At 64.0% G+C, this 20,006-nt stretch carries 23 protein-coding genes and 1 tRNA gene; 11 read left to right on the top strand and 13 right to left on the bottom strand.

The window, feature by feature from the left end:
• Positions 1–48 precede the first annotated feature (48 nt).
• The 3 genes from CSW64_RS12305 to CSW64_RS12295 all read left to right on the top strand — a co-directional run bounded on the left by CSW64_RS12305 (position 49) and on the right by CSW64_RS12295 (position 1,958).
• Positions 49–1,086 (top strand): serine hydrolase domain-containing protein, encoded by a 1,038-nt coding sequence (locus CSW64_RS12305; RefSeq protein WP_099622391.1) that lies wholly within the window; start codon positions 49–51, stop codon positions 1,084–1,086.
• A 79-nt stretch (positions 1,087–1,165) separates the two neighbouring features.
• On the top strand, positions 1,166–1,327 hold the full coding sequence (locus tag CSW64_RS22025; RefSeq protein ID WP_099622390.1) for a hypothetical protein: 162 nt from the start codon (positions 1,166–1,168) through the stop codon (positions 1,325–1,327).
• An 85-nt stretch (positions 1,328–1,412) separates the two neighbouring features.
• Entirely contained in the window at positions 1,413–1,958 is a 546-nt protein-coding gene (locus tag CSW64_RS12295; RefSeq protein WP_099622389.1) for a hypothetical protein, read from the top strand.
• A gap of 7 nt (positions 1,959–1,965) precedes the next feature.
• On the opposite strand, the gene CSW64_RS12290 is transcribed toward CSW64_RS12295, so the two are convergent.
• Positions 1,966–3,795 carry a DUF885 domain-containing protein gene (locus tag CSW64_RS12290; protein ID WP_099622388.1) on the bottom strand — a complete coding sequence of 610 codons (1,830 nt, stop codon included), beginning with the start codon at positions 3,793–3,795 and terminating at the stop codon, positions 1,966–1,968.
• Positions 3,796–4,076: 281 nt separating this feature from the next.
• Between CSW64_RS12290 and CSW64_RS12285 the strand changes: the two genes are divergently transcribed.
• Complete coding sequence (locus CSW64_RS12285; RefSeq protein WP_245863682.1) at positions 4,077–5,345, top strand: site-specific integrase; 1,269 nt, start codon at positions 4,077–4,079, stop codon at positions 5,343–5,345.
• Positions 5,346–5,397: 52 nt separating this feature from the next.
• Positions 5,398–5,480: transfer RNA gene (locus CSW64_RS12280), tRNA-Leu, on the top strand.
• Positions 5,481–5,615: 135 nt separating this feature from the next.
• On the opposite strand, the gene CSW64_RS12275 is transcribed toward CSW64_RS12280, so the two are convergent.
• Positions 5,616–6,146: a hypothetical protein gene (locus tag CSW64_RS12275; RefSeq protein WP_099622386.1), complete on the bottom strand. Its 531-nt coding sequence runs from the start codon at positions 6,144–6,146 to the stop codon at positions 5,616–5,618.
• 558 nt (positions 6,147–6,704) lie between these two features.
• On the opposite strand from CSW64_RS12275, the gene CSW64_RS21820 reads away from it, so the two are divergent.
• Positions 6,705–7,478 (top strand): hypothetical protein, encoded by a 774-nt coding sequence (locus tag CSW64_RS21820; protein WP_150131398.1) that lies wholly within the window; start codon positions 6,705–6,707, stop codon positions 7,476–7,478.
• A gap of 1 nt (position 7,479) precedes the next feature.
• Here the strand turns inward: CSW64_RS21820 and CSW64_RS21815 are convergent, their stop codons facing one another.
• Positions 7,480–7,848: a hypothetical protein gene (locus tag CSW64_RS21815; RefSeq protein ID WP_150131397.1), complete on the bottom strand. Its 369-nt coding sequence runs from the start codon at positions 7,846–7,848 to the stop codon at positions 7,480–7,482.
• 226 nt (positions 7,849–8,074) lie between these two features.
• Between CSW64_RS21815 and CSW64_RS12265 the strand changes: the two genes are divergently transcribed.
• Positions 8,075–8,683 carry a tyrosine-type recombinase/integrase gene (locus tag CSW64_RS12265; RefSeq protein ID WP_099622384.1) on the top strand — a complete coding sequence of 203 codons (609 nt, stop codon included), beginning with the start codon at positions 8,075–8,077 and terminating at the stop codon, positions 8,681–8,683.
• 43 nt (positions 8,684–8,726) lie between these two features.
• Here CSW64_RS12265 and CSW64_RS21810 read toward each other — a convergent pair whose 3' ends face one another.
• The 3 genes from CSW64_RS21810 to CSW64_RS12250 form a co-directional block, all read right to left on the bottom strand.
• Positions 8,727–9,806 (bottom strand): hypothetical protein, encoded by a 1,080-nt coding sequence (locus CSW64_RS21810; protein ID WP_150131396.1) that lies wholly within the window; start codon positions 9,804–9,806, stop codon positions 8,727–8,729.
• Positions 9,807–10,015: 209 nt separating this feature from the next.
• Positions 10,016–10,285, bottom strand: a complete 270-nt coding sequence (locus tag CSW64_RS12255; RefSeq protein WP_150131395.1) for a hypothetical protein — start codon at positions 10,283–10,285, stop codon at positions 10,016–10,018.
• A gap of 27 nt (positions 10,286–10,312) precedes the next feature.
• On the bottom strand, positions 10,313–10,600 hold the full coding sequence (locus tag CSW64_RS12250; protein ID WP_099622381.1) for a hypothetical protein: 288 nt from the start codon (positions 10,598–10,600) through the stop codon (positions 10,313–10,315).
• Between the two features lie 111 nt (positions 10,601–10,711).
• On the opposite strand from CSW64_RS12250, the gene CSW64_RS12245 reads away from it, so the two are divergent.
• Together CSW64_RS12245 and CSW64_RS12240 are read left to right on the top strand one after the other, a co-directional pair.
• Positions 10,712–12,280 (top strand): type IV secretory system conjugative DNA transfer family protein, encoded by a 1,569-nt coding sequence (locus CSW64_RS12245; protein ID WP_099622380.1) that lies wholly within the window; start codon positions 10,712–10,714, stop codon positions 12,278–12,280.
• On the top strand, positions 12,277–12,819 hold the full coding sequence (locus CSW64_RS12240; RefSeq protein WP_099622379.1) for a hypothetical protein: 543 nt from the start codon (positions 12,277–12,279) through the stop codon (positions 12,817–12,819). Before CSW64_RS12245 ends, CSW64_RS12240 begins: the two co-directional genes overlap by 4 nt.
• On the opposite strand, the gene CSW64_RS12235 is transcribed toward CSW64_RS12240, so the two are convergent.
• The 7 genes from CSW64_RS12235 to CSW64_RS21800 all read right to left on the bottom strand — a co-directional run bounded on the left by CSW64_RS12235 (position 12,816) and on the right by CSW64_RS21800 (position 18,506).
• Positions 12,816–13,271 (bottom strand): hypothetical protein, encoded by a 456-nt coding sequence (locus CSW64_RS12235; protein WP_099622378.1) that lies wholly within the window; start codon positions 13,269–13,271, stop codon positions 12,816–12,818. The two genes, CSW64_RS12240 and CSW64_RS12235, sit on opposite strands and share 4 nt — an antisense overlap.
• A gap of 106 nt (positions 13,272–13,377) precedes the next feature.
• On the bottom strand, positions 13,378–14,091 hold the full coding sequence (locus CSW64_RS12230) for a hypothetical protein (protein WP_099622377.1): 714 nt from the start codon (positions 14,089–14,091) through the stop codon (positions 13,378–13,380).
• A gap of 2 nt (positions 14,092–14,093) precedes the next feature.
• Complete coding sequence (locus tag CSW64_RS21805; RefSeq protein WP_150131394.1) at positions 14,094–15,206, bottom strand: hypothetical protein; 1,113 nt, start codon at positions 15,204–15,206, stop codon at positions 14,094–14,096.
• A complete protein-coding gene (locus CSW64_RS12220) occupies positions 15,203–16,453 on the bottom strand; it encodes a hypothetical protein (protein WP_150131393.1) in 1,251 nt (416 codons plus the stop codon). The genes CSW64_RS21805 and CSW64_RS12220 overlap by 4 nt, the downstream gene beginning before the upstream one ends.
• An 82-nt stretch (positions 16,454–16,535) precedes the next feature.
• The gene (locus CSW64_RS12215) at positions 16,536–16,973 is read right to left on the bottom strand and encodes a hypothetical protein (RefSeq protein WP_099622374.1); all 438 of its coding nucleotides are present in this window, start codon (positions 16,971–16,973) and stop codon (positions 16,536–16,538) included.
• Positions 16,963–17,949, bottom strand: a complete 987-nt coding sequence (gene mobQ, locus CSW64_RS12210) for a MobQ family relaxase (protein ID WP_099622373.1) — start codon at positions 17,947–17,949, stop codon at positions 16,963–16,965. Before mobQ ends, CSW64_RS12215 begins: the two co-directional genes overlap by 11 nt.
• 356 nt (positions 17,950–18,305) lie before the next feature.
• Complete coding sequence (locus CSW64_RS21800) at positions 18,306–18,506, bottom strand: hypothetical protein (protein ID WP_150131392.1); 201 nt, start codon at positions 18,504–18,506, stop codon at positions 18,306–18,308.
• Positions 18,507–19,473: 967 nt separating this feature from the next.
• Here CSW64_RS21800 and CSW64_RS12200 point away from each other — a divergent pair.
• Both CSW64_RS12200 and CSW64_RS12195 read left to right on the top strand, forming a co-directional pair.
• Entirely contained in the window at positions 19,474–19,683 is a 210-nt protein-coding gene (locus CSW64_RS12200) for a hypothetical protein (RefSeq protein ID WP_099622371.1), read from the top strand.
• Entirely contained in the window at positions 19,680–20,000 is a 321-nt protein-coding gene (locus CSW64_RS12195) for a hypothetical protein (RefSeq protein WP_099622370.1), read from the top strand. Before CSW64_RS12200 ends, CSW64_RS12195 begins: the two co-directional genes overlap by 4 nt.
• Positions 20,001–20,006 lie beyond the last annotated feature (6 nt).

The raw sequence follows: 20,006 nt of genomic DNA, 5'->3' as shown, positions 1-20,006 counted from the left end.
GGGGCGGATGGGTCTGGCGTTCTAAGGCGCCGCAAACGGGGAGGAGCCATGCCGGTCGACAGCGCAACGTTGCAGGATCGGCGGGGCTTTCTCCGCCGGGCGATGGGGGCGGCCGTGTTCGCCGTTCCGCCTTTCCACCCACCTGGGCGGGGCGGCGGCTGGGCGGCTCTCGAGGCCAGCCTCGAGGGACGGCAGACCACCGCCATGGTGGTCTTGATCGGGGGCGAGCGGGCTTGGACCTGGGGCGACGACCGCCAGGTCAGCTATCTCGCCTCCGCCCGGAAGAGCCTGGTGTCGATGCTCTACGGGCCGTCGGCGGCGCGCGGTGACATCCGGTTGGACGCGACCCTGGCCGAGATCGGGCTGGATGACAAAGGCGGGCTGCTGCCCCGGGAACGCCAAGCCCGGGTGATCGACCTGCTCCGATCCCGCTCGGGCGTCTATCACCCGGCCGCCAACGGCGGCGACGCGACCGATCGGGCCCCGGCGCGAGGGACAGTGCGGCCCGGAAGCCGGTTCCTGTACAACAACTGGGACTTCAACGCCCTCGGCGCGGTGTTCGAGCGCGCGACTGGCCGAGGGCTGTACCGGGCCTTCACCGAGGACATCGCGGCCCCGATCGGATTGGAGGACTGGGCGCCGGACCTGCAGCAGAGCCGCAACGACACCGGCCTGTCGGACCATCCCGCCCAGCATTTCGCCCTGTCGGCGCGGGACATGGCGCGGCTGGGCCAGCTGATGCTCGACGGCGGCGCCTGGCGCGGGCGGCGGGTGCTTCCGGCCGGCTGGGTGCGACGGACCACGCGTCTTATCACCCCGGCGGCCGAGGTCGCCCGCGACTCGCCGTTCATCGACGGACTTGGCTACGGCTGCTGCTGGTGGGTGTTCGACGGTCCGCGCTGGCCGGCCGCGCTGCGCGGCGCCTACACCGCCAGCGGCGCCTTCGGCCAGTTCATCACCGTGGCCCCGGTCCTGAAAGCGGTGGTGGTCCACAAGACCGCTGTCCCGCCGCCGCGCAATGTTCCGGCAGAGGCCTATTTCGGGACCATCCTGCCGGCCGTTCTTGCGGCGATCGCCCCGGCCTAGCTAGGGCCGGGCGCGCCGCCGAGGTATAGGCCGGGCGGTCCGGACGAATCCGGGCCGCAGTCCGCCGGAGCACAGACCCATGACCGACAAGCCGACCGGCGACGAGACCCCCGCCCAGAAGGCTCTGCGCCTCAAGAAGGAATCCGCGGCCGCCAAGGCTCAGCCGCCGCGCGGCAAGCTGGGGCCGCGCCAGAGCGCGGGGATGGAAGCGGGCAAGTCCAAGCCATGGATGAAGAAGTAGCGCGCTCACCGCCGCCGCTTGACGAACGCCGTTCGCCGCGCGTCCATGCGTTATGGGGTTTGGGCGACGATCGGTTTTCCCGGGATTGCTGGCCGCGGCGACCTTCCTGTCGACGGGGAGCGCTGTCGCCTGCGTGATGGAGGCGCCGCTGCCGGGCGAGACAGCGGAGGCGGCGCAGGCGCGCTGGCGCAGCGAGGCCCAGGCCAGCGCCTTGCGGACACAGCGCGACCTCTGGACCCAGGCCGACCGCGTCTTCGTTGCAACCGCGGCCGAGCCGGAACCGCCGGAAGCGCCGCGCTATGATCCGAGGCGCGACGGCCCTCCGCGCCCGCCGCGGCTCGTTATGGTCGACGTGAATGGCTTCGAGCGCACGATGATCCTCACGCCCTCGACGGCGCTGAAGGGCGCACCGCCGCTGCGCGCCTTCGAAGTGATCGACTCCGCAGCGATGACGACATGCGGCTATCGGTTCCGGTTCAACAGCGGCGGTCTCTCTGACAAGGAGCCGGTCGTGGTGTTCTCGACCGGCGCCTATCCGACGCGGGACCGCGTGCTGGACGCCCTCAGCTTCGAGCGGATCGTCGACCCCGAAATCAGGGCGGCGCTCGACCGGGCCGGCGCCGCCCGCTGAACCGGGCCTAGGCGAAGGTCGCCTTCACCACCCGCTCCAGCACGACCAGCGGCATCGATCCGCCGCGCAGGACGTCGTGGAAGGTCTTCAGGTCGAAGCGGGCGCCGGCGCGGGCCTTGGCCTCCTCGCGCAGCCGGACCCATTCGGTGTGGCCGATCTTGTAGGCGCAGGCCTGGCCCGGCCAGATGCAGTAGCGGTCGATCTCGCGCTGCACCCGGCCGCGGGGCATGCCGGTCATCTCGACCATGTAGTCGGTCGCCTTCTGGCGGGTCCAGCGCTTGGCGTGCATCCCGGTGTCGACCACGATCCGCACCGCCCGGAACTGGAGCGACTGCAGCAGCCCGATCTTGCCGAGCGGATCCCCCTCGTAGGCGCCCAGTTCGTCCGCAAGCTGTTCGGCGTAGAGCGCCCAACCCTCGCCGTAGGCCGCGAAGCCGATGCCGATCCGGCGCAGGATCGGCGTGTCGGTCGACATCATGGCGATCGCGCCCTCCCACTGATGGCCGGGCAGGGCCTCGTGGTAGGTGAGGCTGGGCAGGGTGAACTTCGGCCACTCGGCCGTGTCCTTGAGGTTGATGTAAAAGCGGCCCGGCCGCGAGCCGTCCAACGTCGGCGGCGTGGCGTAGCCGTTCGGCGCGCCGTCCTGGATCTCCGGCGGCACGCGCACGACCTCGACCTCCGCCTTGGGCAGGGTGCGGAACACCTGGGGCATCTTGGCCCGCATCGCCTCGGTCTGTTCGTTGAGCGACTTGATCAGCCCCGCGCGGCCTTCGTCGGTGTTCGGCCAAAGCTGGTCGGGCCGCTTCGACAGCGCCGTCAGCCTTTCGCCGACCGTGCCCGCGGTCAGGCCCTGAGCCTTCAGCAGCGTATCGATCTGGGCCGTCAGCTCGGCCACCTGCTTCAGGCCGAGCTGATGCGTGTCCTCGGGCGAACGGTCGACCGTCGTCTGGAAGGCCAGGGCGTCGGCGTAGAAGGCGTCGCCGTCGGGCAGCTTCCAGACCCCGGCGTCGCCGGTCGCTTTCGGCCGCAGCGCCTGGAGGGCGGCGATCTGGCGGGCGAGGGCGGGCTGGACCTTGTCCTGCACGATCTTGGCGGCGCGCGTCCGCCAGTCTCCCGGAAGGCCCAGAGCCGTCGTGCGCTTCACCAGGGATTGGGTCATGCCGCTGTCGAGCGGCGCCGCGCCGGCGAGCCGGGTCAGCTGGCCCAGCGTCGCGTCCAGGGCGAAGTCCGGGGCGAGCACGCCGGCGGCGGCGTCGATCCTCAGCGACTCGGTGTTGGCGTCCAGCGCCTTGGGGAAGGCCTCCAGCCGTGACAGATAGGCCTCGGCGTCCTCGACGGTCCTGACCGGATGGTCGGAGTCCAGAAAGTCCGGCACGGCCTGGTAGACGCCGCTCAGCTGGCTGACGACATAGGGCGAGTAGGGGGCGTAGTCGAAGCCCGCCGGCCCCTCGCCGAAGCGGTACTTGGTTCCGCCCGCCGCGATGCGCTCGTAGGCGTAGACGACCACCTCGCGGTCGATCTTCGAGGCGGCCGACAGCTTGCCGGGGTCGATCGCCTTCAGCCGCGCGAGGCGGTCCTTGTGGGCGGCGACCCAGCGATCCCGTTCGGCGCGGCTCTGGTCGGTGAGTTGCCCCCGTTGGGCGGCCCGCTTGCCGACATCGAGGCCCATGGAGGTGGCGCCCTCGGGGCCGGCGTCGAGATCCTCTTCCCAGAAGGCGTCGAGAAGGGTTCGAAGCCTGGCGTCCTCCGTCCCCGCGGCGGGCTGGGCCCGCGCCGAGGATGCGACGACGACGGCGGCCAGGGCCGAGCCGCCCTGCAGGAACTGACGACGATGCATGGAGGCTCTCCCCGAAACCGAAGGCGGCACGCTATCGCAGCGGCGGCGCGGGGCAAGTCGGGAGAATGGTGCGGATGAGAGGACTCGAACCTCCACGCCTCTCGGCGCTGGAACCTAAATCTGGTGCTACAAAGCCCCAATAGAGGAAAACCTCTATAAAAACAACGACTTTACGATCGCGCTTCAGTTGAAATGCCTGGACACATCGTGGACACAGTGTCCGCTAGCGCGGCCGAAGTCGGAACGCAGCCGGGGTTTACCCCCGGCAGAGGGGGCTGAGAGTGACGACGCACACGATGTTTGATGGCCGGCTACAGGTTTACCGGCGCGATAAGGGGCGGACCTGGCAATGCGCAGCCCGCGTTGGCGGCGAGCGCTTCCGCGAGAGCACCGGCGAGGAGGATCTCGACCGTGCCAAGGACGTCGCGGAGGAATGGTACCTCCGCTTGCGCGGCATGGTCCGAAATGGCGAGATCAAGCCCAAGGAGCGATCCTTCGGCGAAGCCGCCGACCACTACATGCGGCAGGCCCGCGTGCTCGCGGCGACGGTCCGCAGCCCGAAGTACATCGAACTGCTCGACCTTCGGATGAAGCGGCATATCGTCCCCTTCTTCGGGACGACACCGCTGCCGGAGGTCAATCGCGGCCTCGTGCAGACCTACCGTGTTGCGCGGGCCGAGGAGACGATCGCTCGGACGGGCAAGCCGCCTTCGCGCAGCACCATGAACCAGGAGATCGTGCACATCCGGCAGGTGCTCAAGCACGCCGAAGGTCTAGGCTGGCTGTCACACCTGCCCAACCTCACCATGCCTTACATGACCCAGGGCAAGCGCGAGCGGCGGGCATGGTTCTCACCCGAAGAGTACAAGCAGCTATACACCGCGACGCGCCGACGTGCTGAGAGTAGCGACGGCCGGCGCGGCTGGAAGAAGCGCTATCAGGACCTACACGACTACGTCCTGTTCGTCGGCAACAGTGGCCTTCGGCCGGACGAGTCAGCTCGGCTCGAAATCCGGGACATCTGCATCGAGGACGACTTCGCCACTGGCCAGACCATCTTAGTGATCGACGTGCGCGGCAAAACCGGCGTCGGTTACTGCAAGACCATGCCGGGCGCCGTGTTTCCCTACAAACGGCTCGTGGAGCGACGGGCCGAAGAGCTTCGTCAGGCCGGTATGACGAACGAGGAGATCACGAAACAGCTCCCCTACATCCGTCTCTTCCCGAAGTTCGGGCGCGACGCCTTCAACAACATCCTGCGTGAGGAAGGCCTCAAGCGTGACCGCGACGGCCGCGTGCGGACGGCCTATAGCCTTCGCCACACCTACATTTCCATGCGCCTCATGGAAGGCGCGAACATCTATCAGATCGCCAACAACTGCCGCACCAGCGTCCAGATGATCGAGGAATTTTACGCCGCCCACATCAAGGATCGGATCGACACGACGGCCATCAATCTCCAGCGCCCGAAGGCACAGCGCAAGGTCGCCAAAGGCCGGCCGGTGCCGCCCATGTCGGCGATGGAGCAAGATGCCGCCGCTCCGATCTAGGGCGACGATTTCCTTGCCCCCACTGCTGGCTCGGCTATAGACGAGCCTCTCCGCGGCTATGGCGGAATTGGTAGACGCAACGGTTTTAGGTACCGTCGGGCAACCGTGGGGGTTCGAGTCCCTCTAGCCGCACCACCTTCTTTCTAGCGGGCAGCGAAAGGCCAGAACTGGCCGTGCTGCCCGCTGGCGAAGGGGCGGATCGAACGAGCCGAACCGGTGGCGTCAAGCGACCGAACGGGCGCAGCCATCGCCCACCAAAAATCCACTCGATTATGCGGTCTCCGCGGCCCCGGGCGCGGGCCACTCCGGTCGTGCCATCTGCCGGTTCATCAGGAGGTTCTCGGCCATCTTGAGCTGCTGCCCGACCATTTCCCGCAAAAACTCGTGTTCCTCGGCCGTGGCCGTCCTATCGCCGATATCCTGCGCCGCCTGGTCGAGGAACAGCTTCGCGGCTGCGACGGTCATGCGCATCGTCATGAGACGTCGCGCCAGCGACATCGTGCCGAAATTATTGTCCAGCTCGTAAACTGGAAACCGGCCCAGATCCTCAATGGCTGCGTTCATGCTGAGAGCTGCTTGGCGCAGGGAGAGTTGGAACGGAGCAAAGTGCGCCGAGGTTCGATGAAAGCTCTCGATCACTTCGTACCCATGCATGAGCAAGCGCATTGCCTCGTCCCGCAGCTGTCGCTTACGACGCCAAGTGGGAGCAAATGCGGTGATGTACGTCAGGAACAATGCGAGCACGGCACCGAGGAATTGCGCCCAGCCCGCCAAGGCTTCGTGCTGTTCCAGCCATTCCACTGTAGTTCTCTTCCTTGGCGCTATTTAGTCACTAAGCTTCTAGCACCGGTCAAAGCCGCCGCTTAGTTGGAATACGCTTAGCCCTCCCTAAGGGGAGCCTCGCACCACGCTGATCAGGGCTGCGACCGCGGCGATGAGTTGAGCGGCGGCGGTGATGCACAGAGCGATCTCGGTATAGGTCATGGTTTCCTCCTTTGGCCCCGCGCGGAATGCGCGGGATGAGGAACTCTTGGGCGTTGGGTCCATGGCGTTCCCGCACAGGCCGATAGCCGCCCCTGGCGGGCGAAGCTGCAAGAATGAAGCGAGCGCCTTGCGGAAACGCAGCCCTAGCCACCTTCCGAAATCCCCACTGCGCATGCCGCGTGGGGCCAGGAAACCCTTGAACCGGAACGGGTTAGCCTGGGCAGAGCTGCCAAATGCTTAACGAAATCCTAACGATTGACCGCTACGATGACCCAATTGGAGTAGCGTATCGTCGGCGACCCTACAGACAGCAATGTGCGCCACCAGCAGGCTTCGCCCGCTGGTTCGGAGGCTAGCCTCCGCGCTGAACTGCTGATGCAGCTACTCAACGCCCAAACCGAACTCACCAGCCAAATTCAGGAACTGCGCCGTGCCGGCGGAGCCGAGTTGCTTGCCGCAGCCGAAGCGCAGATGACTGACTTGGTCGGTTTCCAACGCCGCCTGGCTTCAGGAACCGTCAGCGCAGCGGCGCTTCGTGGTGAAATCGTCGCCTGCGTCACCGCCGCGACCAACGTCGCCCAACAGGTCCGCGCCTCAGCGTTGACCAGCGACCGTTCGGCTTCCGCGCTGGATGTCGCTCGCACCGAAGCCCGCGCCGCCGTCAACGAGTTCGCTGATGCCTACTATCGCGACCGCATCTTCGACCCGTACCTGCGCTTCAGCAGCGCCGAGGAAGAAGAGGCCTATCGCAAGCGTGAGGCCGAACGTCAGCAGCAGATTGAACGGGCCAAAGCTGAAGGCACGCCTGAAGGCGATCTGCGCGCCGTGCGTCTGTCGCGCGACCAGTTGCGTGACGCTGGCGCGCATGGCGCGACCGCAAGCCCAGACTATGCACGTTGGGATGAACGCTTCGGCCGTGCCGAAACTGCTCTGGAGGCGCAAATCGGCCGCGGCAGCAGAGAACGGGGCAATACCGCGCCTTCAGCACAGAATATCGACCCGCTCGACGACATCGCACCGAACTCCAATATTGATCCGGCGCTTCTCGCGTCCTTGCGGTCCGCCGGTGTGACCGTCGCCGATCAGTCCCAAAGCGGACACGGCGTAACGCAGAGCGCCAAGCCCGGCCCACAAGCCGGCATCGCCTAGATCACATCAGACCCATGGTGCGGCAGTCAGCGACCGTCTGGCGGAAGTACGCGTTGTCCTGCACCATCAGTGGCAGTTCTCGATCCATCATTGCGTCGAGGTCGCCATTGATCCGCTCGTTCGACAGCCCAATGCCGCGCCCCAGCCGCACCGCCACATCGAACGTTTTCCGTGCCTGGGTGTCATAGCGCGCTGCGCCGGTTTCATCGCCAACCCGTAGGCGCATGCTCTTCGCTCTACTGTTTGCGACGAGGCATTTGATGGCGCTATTGTAGGCGAGTTGGTTCGCACCGGCCTGTGTCGCGTCGGCCGGCGGAGCTGCTGTAAGCACCGCCAGGACGGCAAAAACTGCTGAGAAGTTCCTGGCCACGAAGCCTCACCCGAGCTGAAAAGCGTCAGGTGGATTCAACACTATGGGCTATTCGGTTGCAGGCGGGCGCACTCCTACACAATTGTTATCGTTGAACTACACACGGTGCGGTGAGCCGGTGCGTTTCCGAGGCAGAGCGGAAAAGGTGCGGCCAGCTGCGCAGTCCAGCGAGGGGTTGCAACCGAATAGCCCATTCCGTTGCGACGCCTCGCCAGCAGGAGTTTGAGTGAGCGTCAGCCGAGCAGATCAGTCCGATCCCCTCAGCCTCTTTGATTGTCGAGGCCAGCGAAAGTATCTCACCGGCGATGAGGGGCGCCGCTTTCTCGCCGAGGCGGCAAAAGCCGATCCGTTGACCCGCGCTCTCTGCCGCGTACTCGCCACCAGCGGCTGCCGGATCAGCGAAGCGTTGGAGCTCTCGCCGAGCCGGCTCGATCGCGAACGCGGTCACATCGTGTTCCGTACATTGAAGCGCCGCCGCCTGGTGTTTCGCGCGGTTCCCATACCGCCCGCGATGATGGCCGAGTTGGTCGACCTCGCACATCGGCTCGGGCCAGACGAACGGATCTGGCCCTGGTGCCGACAGACCGGTTGGCGGCGCATCAAACGTGTGATGACGACAGCTGGCATCACCGGCGGGCAGGCCATGCCCAAAGGGTTGCGCCATCGCTTCGGCGTGCGCGCCGCCGAGCACGATGTGCCCACTGCGCTGACGCAGCGTTGGCTAGGCCATGCGAGCCCACGTTCCACCGTGATCTACCAGCAGGCTGTCGGCGACGAAGAACGCAGCTTCGCCGCGCGCCTGTGGGATGAGCGTACGTTCGATAAGCCGTCATGATGCGGTTGCTTCAGACGGCGTCCCCGTTATCGCCGCACGTCGACTAGCGAGGCGGCGCTCCCGGCTCGATCCTGTGCGTGACGCCCATGTCGGTCCAACTGCGGATCGCAAGCATAAGGCGAGCATTGTCGGTTACCGGTGGCGCCGTTGCCGGACACACAGTATCCAACACGCCAATGCGTGCGTTGGTCGGTTCGAAGCTGGCACGAGCGTCTTGAAGAGCTTGCAGCCATCCGACAGAGAACGCCTCCCGCTGGTCGATGGTGCGACCGCTCTGGGCGTAGATATCGTTGGTGGCGACGCAATAGCCGTAGGTGATTTGTTCGCGGCCCTGGTCGAACAATAATGCGAGCGGTGTGCCGCCATTCGGGCGGTTTTGCGGTGCCGCGCCCATGGTGTAGCCGAGGTCGTAGGCGGCGGTGTCGGTTTGGATACCAAAACCTACCGGGCGACCTTGCGGATCGGGGCGCAGGCCGGTTTGTTCCATCACGTCCGGCTGCACGGTAACCGCACCGAGATTGCGGTTGCGCAAAATACCCACCGATGTGTCGCGTGCGGTAATGAAAGCTGGGTTTTCGGTGACGGTCACGCGGCGCTCCGGTGCAGCTTCCTGCGGGCGCGAGACGGTGACAGCATCGACGCCGAACGGAAGACGGCGCTCGTAATAATCCATCGCATCACCACGGCGGGCAGCTTCGCGCAAAATGCCGCGGGAGAATTCAGCGCGGGTCATGCGGGTGGGTTTGATCTGGTCAATCAGGTCATAATTTTCGTAGATAAAAATTGCACGAATGCCGTTTAGATCTCCATCCGAAATTACATAAATTCGTTTGGTAGGGTCACTCTGATCTGGAATGGTACGTGTAAAGTCTTGCGGGGTAAGTTCACGGTAGCCTTTGCCAAAAGGATTGCTGGCTGAACCTGCGCTGAAATCCACAATGAACTGATCAACATAGCGTGCCTGCGCGGCGTGAACGCGATCTGGCGGTTGCGTGATGTCTCTTGATGGTCTTGGGGCCGAGCTTTGCTGGGCATGCGCAAGCGGTCCGAACATCGCCACCGACAGGAAGGCAGCCGCCCAGAGGCGGGCATGAATGTCGGTCCTGCGAAAATCAAAGTGCATAGGGCCGAGTAAGCCGTAGGTCGTGCAATTTTCCAATGGGCTAACGGCGTGGAGCTTTCTGTGTCGGCGCGCTCGATCGGTACGCTGAGTTCGAACATCCAGCGGTCAAGCTAGTGGTGTTCCTTCGGCTCTAGGCTTCGTCGCGATTGAGGGCGACAACGTCTCCCCACGCCGTCATGATGCGGTTGCTTCAGACGGCGTCGAAGCGGCTAGGTCGATACCGATTTCTTGTGCGCCGCCCACGCTAGGATCGTGTTGGTCGGAACGAACCCGTCGAACTGTTCGGTGACGTCCGCCGCCTCCCACGCCGCAAGTAGGCCGGTCGGCCCCCACAGCCAGAACATGATCAGCGCATTGCCCACGTCGGTGAGAATTCCGACGCCGAGCATCGCCCGCCCGAACGTCATGTCGATGAGGTCGAACACGATGCAGATCGTGAACTTCGCCCACACCGGCAGTGGCATGCCTTGATATTGCATCGTGCTCCCCCTCGATGCGGTGACGATCTAGCGGTCGATCTCGATGTCCTGGTTCTGTTGGGCGCGTTCGGCCGGCTCTCTCGGAGCCCAATCCCGCTCGAACGAGCCGTACTTCTCATGGCCCTTCGACCCTTCCGGCCACACGAAATGCTCGGGCCCGAGGAAGCGCGACGGCCCCTCGTCGTTCTTGTAGCCAAGCTCGTTCCACTGCTGCCGGATCCGCGCTTCCTGCCCAAACCAGCCGCGATCGATGAGTGTCGATCGAATATCCGCGATGGCATCGCCGATCGCGTTCAGCACCTTGCGCTCGCCCATTACCTGCACCCCCGCACAGAAAGACTCTCATAGGTAGTGTGTCGTTGTTTCTGCGACCTACCAGCGCATTAACTCCCCGAGGGAACGCCACTCGCGGATCGGGGGATTTCGATGAGTTACGTGAGCGCGCTCGATACGCGCCTGCTGCGCCTGTCCGGCAGCGACTACTTCACGCTTCGCGATGCCTGCCAGGGCGTCCATATTTTCGGCGGCATCGGCTCCGGCAAAACCTCGGGCAGCGGCAAGGTGCTGGCCTCGGCCTATCTGCGCGCTGGCATGGGCGGCCTGGTCCTGGCCGCCAAGCCCGACGAGGTCGAGCTCTGGCAGCGCTACGCGAAAGAGAACGGGCGGGGGAACTCCGTCGTCCTCTTCGGCGATCGCGGCGGGGCCTTTAACTTCCTCACCTACGAGCTCGCCCGTCAGGGGCAGGACGGCATCGGCAGCGTCGTCGAATGCCTCATGCGCATCGTCGATGCCGCGCGCCTCTCCAAGGGCGACGGCCGCTCCGGCGAGTCCTTCTGGGAAGACGCCACGCGCCAGTTGCTGCGCAACTCCATTCCGGTCCTCTACGCCGCGACCGGAACCGTGCGCATCCCCGACATCATTCGCTTCGTCAGCACCGCGCCTGTCAACCTCGACCAGCTTCACGATGCCGACTGGCAGTCGACCTCCTTCATGTATCAGGCGCTCGCCGCCGCGCACCGCAACCCGGTCATGCCGATGGCCGAGGGCGACTTCGAGAAGACCGCGAGCTACTGGCGCAACGAGTACGCCCAGCTCGATCCGAAAACGCGCGGCAACATCGCCATCACCTTGTCGACCACACTCGACCGCTTCAATCGCGGCCGGCTGCACCGCGCCTTTTGCACCGAAACCACGCTCGTGCCCGAGATGACCTTCCACGGCGCGATCATCATTCTCGACATGTCGGCGCTCACCTGGTCGGAAGACGGCGTCATCGCCCAGCAGCTCTTCAAGTTCATGTGGCAGCGTGCGGTGCTGGCGCGCAACGCGCTCGAGACCCAGCACCGCGATCGGCCCGTCTTCCTCTGGGCCGACGAGAGCCAGTATTTCGTCAACGCCTTCGACACCGACTTCCAGTCGACCTGCCGTTCGGCCAAGGCCTGCACCGTCTTCCTCACGCAGTCGCTGCCGACCTACTACGCCAAGATGGGCGGCGAGCACGCCAAGCACCGCGCCGACATGCTGCTGGCCAACTTCGTCACCAAGGTCTTCCACAACTCGGCCGACCCCGAGACCAACCGTTGGGCGTCAGACATGATCGGCCGCTCCCTGCAACGCCGCTACAACCAAAGCAGCGGCGAAAGCTACGGCTCGTCCATGGGCATGAACGCCGGCGAGAACGAGTCCTGGAGCAGCACTAGCGGCGGCGGCGGCTCCACCGACAGCAAGGGCAACGGCAGCTCCAACTGGTCGTCGAGCTCCAGCTACAGCACCGGCGACAGCTGGGGTCGCAATCGCGGCGTCAACGACGGCACGAGCCACAGCCGCGGCTTCAGCGAAACCATGGACCACGAGATCGAACCCGCCACCTTCGCGCGGGATCTCGTGACCGGCGGTCCCGCCAACCGCGGAAGGGTCACCGCGCTGTGGTTCTCCGCCGGCCGCCGTTTCGCCGATAGCGCCCGCAACTACCTGCATGTGGAGTTCCAGCAATGAGATCGCCCAAGCCCGTCGAATGGCTGTTCGGCAATCCTGCCAGCGCGCTTGTCCTCACCATCCTCGCGGCCACTGGCCTCATCGGCTGGTTCCTGGGCCAGGTGCCGTTCTTCCTCGCCGCCGTTGGGGTCGTCGCCGGCAGCTATGCCTTCCGCGCCGCGAACCGGGTCAACGCCTACACCGCCTGGAAACGCGAGTGGGATGCGATGGGCGGTGCTCGCCGTGCGTCGCCGCCAGTTCCGCGGCGCATCATGCTGGGCGTGGCCGCCTGGTGCGTCCTCGCCTGGCTGGCAGTCGACAGCGCGTCAGACCCCGCGATGCAGGGCCCGGTCGCGCTCTTCTGGCTGGGGTCCGCCGCGCTGGTCGTGATCGCAGCGGTGCGCTGGGCCATGAAGAAGCGGCCGAAACCTCAGCCCCGCAGCATGCCGGTCGCGGTATGCGTCAGCGGCGGCGCGGGATCACCAAGCGTCGCCAGCGCCATGGCGGCACTGCCTGCGCACCTAACCTCCTTCATCGCTAGGGAGCCGCTGTCTTCCTAGATCGGGTCCAAAAGAGGATCGGTGCCCGGACCGACCTCGACCTCGTCCCCAAGCGCAACTTTCACCGCCGTGCCCACTGCAGCACCAGTTGCCGCTCCAATGGCCGGCGCGATTGGCCCGGCAGGAGTCGGCAAGATCAGTTCAGTGGTCACCACAGCTATCGTCGCGCCTATCGCTTCACTGATTACCTCAGCGATCACAGGATCGACTATCGGTTCGCTGCGCTCGGCGATGCTGATCGCGTCCAGATTATCTCCAGCAAGCACCTGCACATCGATCTCGCCGACAGTCGGGATGGTGAGCGGGGATAGAATGTCGGGGATAGGCAGGTCGCCTTCGACCAAGCCGGCCGCCGAGGGGGCGGCGTGCCTCTCGGCCGGATTTGCAATCGGCTGCTCAATGGCACTGCCGCCAAATACCTTCAGCACATCCTCACGTGTGGGCCCTGGCATTTCCGTCTCCCCGACCGCCTTGGCGAGCACTTAGAACATAGCACAGCTTACAACCCGAAGAACCGCAAGAGCCGCTGCCACCAGCCATGGGGCGGGTGGCGTTCATCTATCTCGACTGGCTGGAGCGAGTATTCTCGGCTGATTGGTCGTGGGCTTTCTTCCAAAGGTATGCGCCCACTGTGATCGCGACCGCTGCTCCCACGACGATCGCGGTGACCTTGTAAAAGCTCGGGCCCTGCCGGGCCGTTTCGAATTTTTTTGGGAGCTCCCGACCCTCCGTCAGGCCAGGGGCGGAGAGCTCGACCCGCTTGAGGAGCTTTCCGTCCAATGAAAACAGCGCGCCATGGGTTCGGCTTTCCGGCTTGGTCAGAAACTCAGCCCAATCCGTCCCCGCGCGAGCGCTCGGGCTGAGCTGCATCGGCGGCGCATCAATCTTCCCCGGCGTAGCGTGCGCTCGCTCCAATAGTTCCTCGAAGGAGGAGCGCTGCTTGGCGAGCAGTTCCTGTAGATCGGGCAGCACGCGAGCCTCTGATGACCCGAAAATGTGAGTGAAATGGATCGGGCGCTTCCCCTGAACGGCCTCGTAGGCGAATTTGCTGTCGTTCCCGAAGATATCCCCGACCTTACCGATAACGCCCACTAGCAGTCGATTTGGTAGCTTCGCCACGAAGCAGGTTGGCTCCCCATGAGCCCGGCCAGCGCGCTGGATCGACGACATCGCATCCCAATCCGCGCCTGCACCGCTGGTCAGCGTATGGTACTCATCGACCGCTATGCCGCCGATAGCTGTTCTCTTAGAGAATAATGTCTGCTGCCACATAGTTAGTCCGCCACAATGGCGGGATCGATCTCGCTTCCGCCCATGAAAACGCGAACATGCCGAGCGCGACCTTCTGTCGAAAGGCGGCCCCAGAGTTTCCGCGCTAGCGTGAGATCATCATCGGCGATGGTGATAAGCCTACCGCGCTTGTCCCGCAGCTCGCGGGCTCGGGCTTTGGAGGCGTCCACCCCCGTACCCCTCAGATAGGCCGTCAGCTTGAGCCACCAGGAACCGCGCTCCACCTCCCGCGCCCGAACTTCATGATCATGGGTCAGGCGGCTATGGGTGTCCGCATCGGCGCGAACAGCCAGGCTATTCCGAAAAATAGTGCCCGCTACGCTAAAAATGAACGGCCACTCAAGATTATATGGCGAAAACTCGCCATGCTTTTGATCAACGACAGATGTAGGGCAGACACAGATCATATATTTATCATTTTCCCCCGAATATGGAAGAATAAGATTATCATATATGAGGTCGTTTACTTCTTTTATTACATTTTCTTGAAGAATGTCGAACTTCGATATCATAAAACAAACAGGAAGAATGTCCCCATCAATCAAACTGCTGGAGGCGTCCCTGATTGTCTCATCAATCTTACCCAGCGCTGCCAGGAACTGAAAGGCTTCGTTTTTTGACTTCCGCCTCAGAGCTTCCATTATGTTTTCGGCATCCAGAAGCACAATGAAAACGTCGCAAGACGCCATCTCTTCAACTATATCGTCCGATTTCTCATGAAGGCCATGAAACGCTCCGCCTGGAGGATCAAATATTGTGAAGTCTCGAATGTGTTTTTCTGTTAGCTGATCGCCAGTAAGTGGTCGAAAAGCAAAAATCCCGGAAATCAATCCTTTGTCCAAATATATGTTTCCGTTCGGGTATTCGACTGGAATCCTTAGAAGGGATGCCGAATTCCTCGACATAAATCCGTCGAGATCGCTATCGGATATACTGACCCGGAAGGAAAATTGCTCGGAAAGACCTCGCTTCTGCGCCTCCATGATCTGACCATCGGTCATGTGTTTGAAGGCGATGGAATTGCGGAAGGCGAGGTACAGCCCGGAGAAATAGGTTGTCTTTCCGGACGACGGAGCGCCGATAAGCGCGATTTTCAACGAATGCCCCCATTGTTGCGTTGCCCCCTCGGGCCAAGACGGGAAGCCGATGTGTTCAAGTCATCGGCCGCAGACCGGATGTTTGTCGGCGGAGTGAATGACCTCAGACGTTCAAGCGCGATCCGAAGGTTGGATTGCGCGCGCCTCGGTAGTTCGATGCGCACGAGATGCTCGTACCTCGCGCCATCGGTCGCGTTGACGGGCCCCGGCCACGGGTAGACGCCCAGCGCTAGGTCGAGCAGTTCCCCAGCGTAGGTCGGATTGCCCGCTTCCAGAGCTCCCAGCGCCGCTCCCGCGGCGAGCTCCGCGGCGAGACCTGGGTTCTGTCCGCGAAGCTTCTGGACCGCATCGGCGTAGCTCGCCGTAAGCGGGCCCCACGACCAGGTAACCTCGTCTGGCAGCAAATGGCCCATGAGGTCCGTCAGGCGCGGCTGCGGCAGCTCGTGTGGAACTCTCAGCGCGAAATACGCATCCGCTGATGCTATCGCCAAAGCCGCCGTTACCCGCATCATGGTGTCGCGGACATCTAGCCTGGCCCCGGCGCCGTGGTGCGCCAGTGATACCGAAAAGGGTGCCGCAACGACTGGGTTGGGCTCCGTCGAAGCGAGCAATCCCCAATGAGCAAGGGTGACCTTGTACGAGTCCTGGGCTTCCGGGCCGAGAGCGATGACCAAGGTGGGCTCGGTCGAGAGCAGGCCTGACAGATCGGTCACGAGCGATTGCATGTCCAGGTCATCGCGCACCTGGCGATCCCGGTAGAAAACGACCTGGTGTCCCTCGACGGGGCCGCCATACAGCTGAAGCAATCGGTCGCTGGCTTGCCGAGTCCCATCCAGGAGTCCGTCGATCGCCGTCGTGTCTCCCGCTAGCCGCAACTGAGAGGGGCGGAAGTCGGCGTGCAGGGCGATGATGTTGAGGCTTTGAACGCCGCGCTTGCTTGACCGCAGAAGGAAGTTTTCCGGCCGAAAGGGGAGATCCCAACGCCGCAACTGCTCGGCGTAGGCGATCTGTTCCTTACGGTTCCGGTGATCCTCGATCAGGCGTTCGCGCGCTTCCGCGATCTGCGTCTGAAACTGTTCCTCCGCGAGCCGCATGCGGTCTCGATAGAGGTCGAGATCAGTGTCCATCCGCGCACGCTGCGCATCGTACCAGGCCGCCTGGCTGACTTCGAGTTTCGTGGGCAGGTAGCGCTGCGCAAGACGCCCCGCGATTGAGCTCGAAATGCCGATGGCGGCGCCGCCGAGCATCGAAGAAATCGGGTCTATCCCAGGTACCATGCCACCCCCCGAACCGAGCTACAGGTATCCACGGTTTTTGGAGGCGCGCAATCTAAGGTCGCATCAGTTCAATGCTCATGACGATCGGTTCGCCGGCGGGCGGCGTCGGCCAGACCCGCGGATTGTATTGCGCGATGAACGTCACCTGCCGCCGCGCCAGGCGCTTGCGCAGGTCGCGCAACTGGCGGCCCTCGATCACCACGATGCAGTCCGGCAGGAACAGCTTGATCTGCTCCTCGCCCACATAGCCGATCTGCATCAGGAACCGGTATTGGAACTCGATCCCTTCAGCGACCTCCGTGCCGTCCAGCCAGCGCTGCACGTCGCACGCCTCGCCGACGCCTGAAGGCAGAAAGCCATAGGGCTTGTAGGGGCCGGCCCCCACCGCGCTTTCCATCGGCGGCGGTGTCGCCGGTTGCTCGCGTCCCACCCGATCGGCGAAGGTCGGCCGCGGCCGCCCGCCGAACATCGCATCGAAATCATCGGTCAAGGTCGACCTCCGGAATAGGTTGGTCCGGCCGGCGCAGCGAGGCCGCGAAGCCCTCCGCCATCTCGCCCAGGCGCAGCACGAAATCCGCCAGCCCCTTCGGGTCGCGCTGCTTGTAGTGCTCGATGTCGTCGTAGAGCGCCGTGCGCGTCTTCACCGCGACCCATTGGGTCACGCGCTCCTTCAGATAAGCGTAGGCCTTCTCCACATGGCGGGCGAGGCCGAGATAGGGCTCGGCCATGCGGAAGATCCCCTGCTTCTCCAGCGTGCGGTGATCGATCCGCTCGGCCGAGCCGGCGCGCGCTAGCGCGCCGTTGGCGTAGTCCGCCCAGGCCGACCGCCAGACGTTCACATTGCGCAGCGCCTCGGCCGCTTCGAGGGCGTCCTTGTCGGCGTCCAGGCCCGTGTCATTGAAACGCTTGCGGGCCTCGTTGACGGCCTGCGCGATGTCCTCGCGCTCGTTCCAATCGCGCTCCTTGTTCGCCGAGAAGCCGGTGCCCGTCGCCTCGTCGAGATAGCGCATGGTGAGCAGCACATGCGCATGCGGCTGCGCCTTGCCGTCCGACGCATCGGGTTCGTGAACGCCCACGTCCGCCACCATCCCCTGGGCCACGAACTGCTCGCGCACGAACCGGCGCACCAGCTCGATCTGGTCGTCGCGTGATAGTTCGCGGGGCAGGGTGACTTCCACCTCGCGGGCGAGCTGGGCGTCCACCCGCTTCTCCGCCCGCTCGACCATGTTCCACAGCGTCTGCCGGCCGAACACCCACGCCGGCGCGCCCGGCGGGGCGATGATCTCCGTGTGCACGACGTCCGGTTTGTCGAAAGTGAACCAGCGCCCTTGCGAGACGTCGTAGAGCCGTTCCCCGGAGCGATACGCTGCGGCGGCGACAACCGAACGGCGCGTGGCTCCGCCGACCTTGGCGGCCCGACCGAGCGCACGCGAAACCACCTTGAGACGGAGGTGGTAGATAGCCATACCCCAACCCCCAACGAGACGCTTGCCGAGCGACCGTAAGGAAGAAAGGCGATATGGGTGCACTTATACATCCTGCGGATGTGCACCAAGGGAAGTGGTCGCCCTTTGGTTGAGATCGGCCTCGGATTTCCGCCATGGGTGCATGGCGGCAACAGAAGCCGATGGGGTTGGGAGGGGGTTCGGGCCACCCCCGTTACCACCCCCGGCCGACCGGCGCCTAAGCAAGCTCCCGGCAGCGGAACGGGAACTCTCCCGTGTCCAGGTCAGGGGCGTAGGCCGCGCCCCCGACACCCCTAGGCGTGGTCAATACATCGCAATGTTATGGGGCTCGACACGAAGCCTCGCGCCTTTGCCGCTCAGGGCAAGAAGGTGCTTCGGGACAAGATCTCACGGTTCTGCATTCTAAGAGGGGCAACCGACGTTATGGTCACCGCGACCTGCTCATAGCGCCGCTCTATCGGGCCGGTGCCGTCGCTGAACTGAATATCGACTTCATAAGCCACATCGAAGGCAGAACCGATCTGGACCTCGATGCCATGATTGGCGATGTCGAACATCGGACCCAAATCCCGGGTTGGAGCAAGCTCCACCCACTGCCCGGTAGATCGGCTCAACTGGAGCGCTGTGCCGTCGAGCAAGAGGCTGGCGGAGTTAACCCGGTATCTGAGCGCTCGGTCAGAGCCATTTCGGAAGGCAATGAACAGCTTGGGGCTTTCGGGGGAGTTACGACCATAGAGACGCATCAAGAGCGCAGTACGGTCTAGGTCGTACCTCTCCGCAACTGACGGGCTGTCGCCTTTTGACGGAGGTGGAATAGGAGCTCTGGCTGGCTCCTGCGCGGAATTGGGCGGTGGTTGTGTATCACCGCGCTCATCTGGATGCGAAACGGGGTCGATAGGCCGCACGGAGGGGCTCACGACAGCCTTCTCCATGCGTTGGTCATCCCTAAGAACATGGGTGACGAACGGGGCAATCGCGGCAGCCATAAGCGCGGCGGCACCAACGATCAGTGCTGCAGTGATCTCTAGATTTCGGGCCATTTGCCCCCGCTCGTCTCTAGATGGAACAACCACACCTTCAGCTAGAATATCATCGCTTCTTGAATGCGCATCGCAAACTCGCCGCGTGCGTGCTTGGCATAGCGCGACGATGTGGAAACGTGGCAACAGCTCTCGCTGCTCTAGTCTTGGTCGTCCAGCGCTGGGCGACCAAGGTCAAGCATCAACTACGACACCGCGCCGGCTACAGATCGCTCTCAGGATGCGGTGTGCAGATTCGAACGCAATCGGTCGAGGCCGATCCTTCGTCGGCCTCTGACATTCACGGCTTCTGCTGGGTGAGCGTTCTGCCGTCGGCCCGCCGCCGATCAACCTGGCTCGCTTCCTCCGCCTTCGGTTCCGTGCAGCTCCGCCCCCTCCGCGGGCGCGCTGACGCGCGAGGTGTGACCGCCGGCTCATCAGCCGTCGCCCCTGGCTCCCCATGAAGCCGCGGAATGGTCCGCGGCAAACTTGGAAGGAGACCACCATGGCTAACCCCCAACCCAAACAACCGGGTCAGAAACCCACCCATCGCCCCTACCGAGTCGTCGGCGAAAACGAGTCCGCCATCTGGACCCCTATCGGCGCGGCCTGGCCCAACAAGGACGGCCAAGGTTTCAGCATCAGCTGCGACGCTGTTCCGCTCCACGGCCGCTTCGTCATGCGTGCCATCACCGAGAAAGAGGCTCAGCAATGAGCCCCGCTTCTCCCAAACCCGAGCGTGCCATTGAAGTCTTCGAGAGCGCTTGGCAGGGCATCGCCATCACCATTCACTTCGAGGTGCGTTGGCTCGATTTAGAGTCTATCCATATCGTTCATTTGGAGGTGCGCAGCGCTAGTGGTGAGCGCCTACCGATCGCGGAAACAGGCTACCGTTCGCACTTCGCGACAACGACCGAGATTACCGAGGGAGGCGGGCCGGTGGCTTACGCAGTGGCCTGGCTCGACTACATGGCGCAATCGAATGAGTGGAAGGCCTATGTCGAGGGAGCGCGGCAGCTGAGCCTCTTCTGAGGCTCA

Source organism: Caulobacter mirabilis, from assembly GCF_002749615.1.
Lineage (GTDB): Bacteria > Pseudomonadota > Alphaproteobacteria > Caulobacterales > Caulobacteraceae > Caulobacter > Caulobacter mirabilis.
The sequence above is the reverse complement of the archived record's forward strand: the minus strand, read 5'-3'. Positions and strand labels throughout refer to the sequence as shown.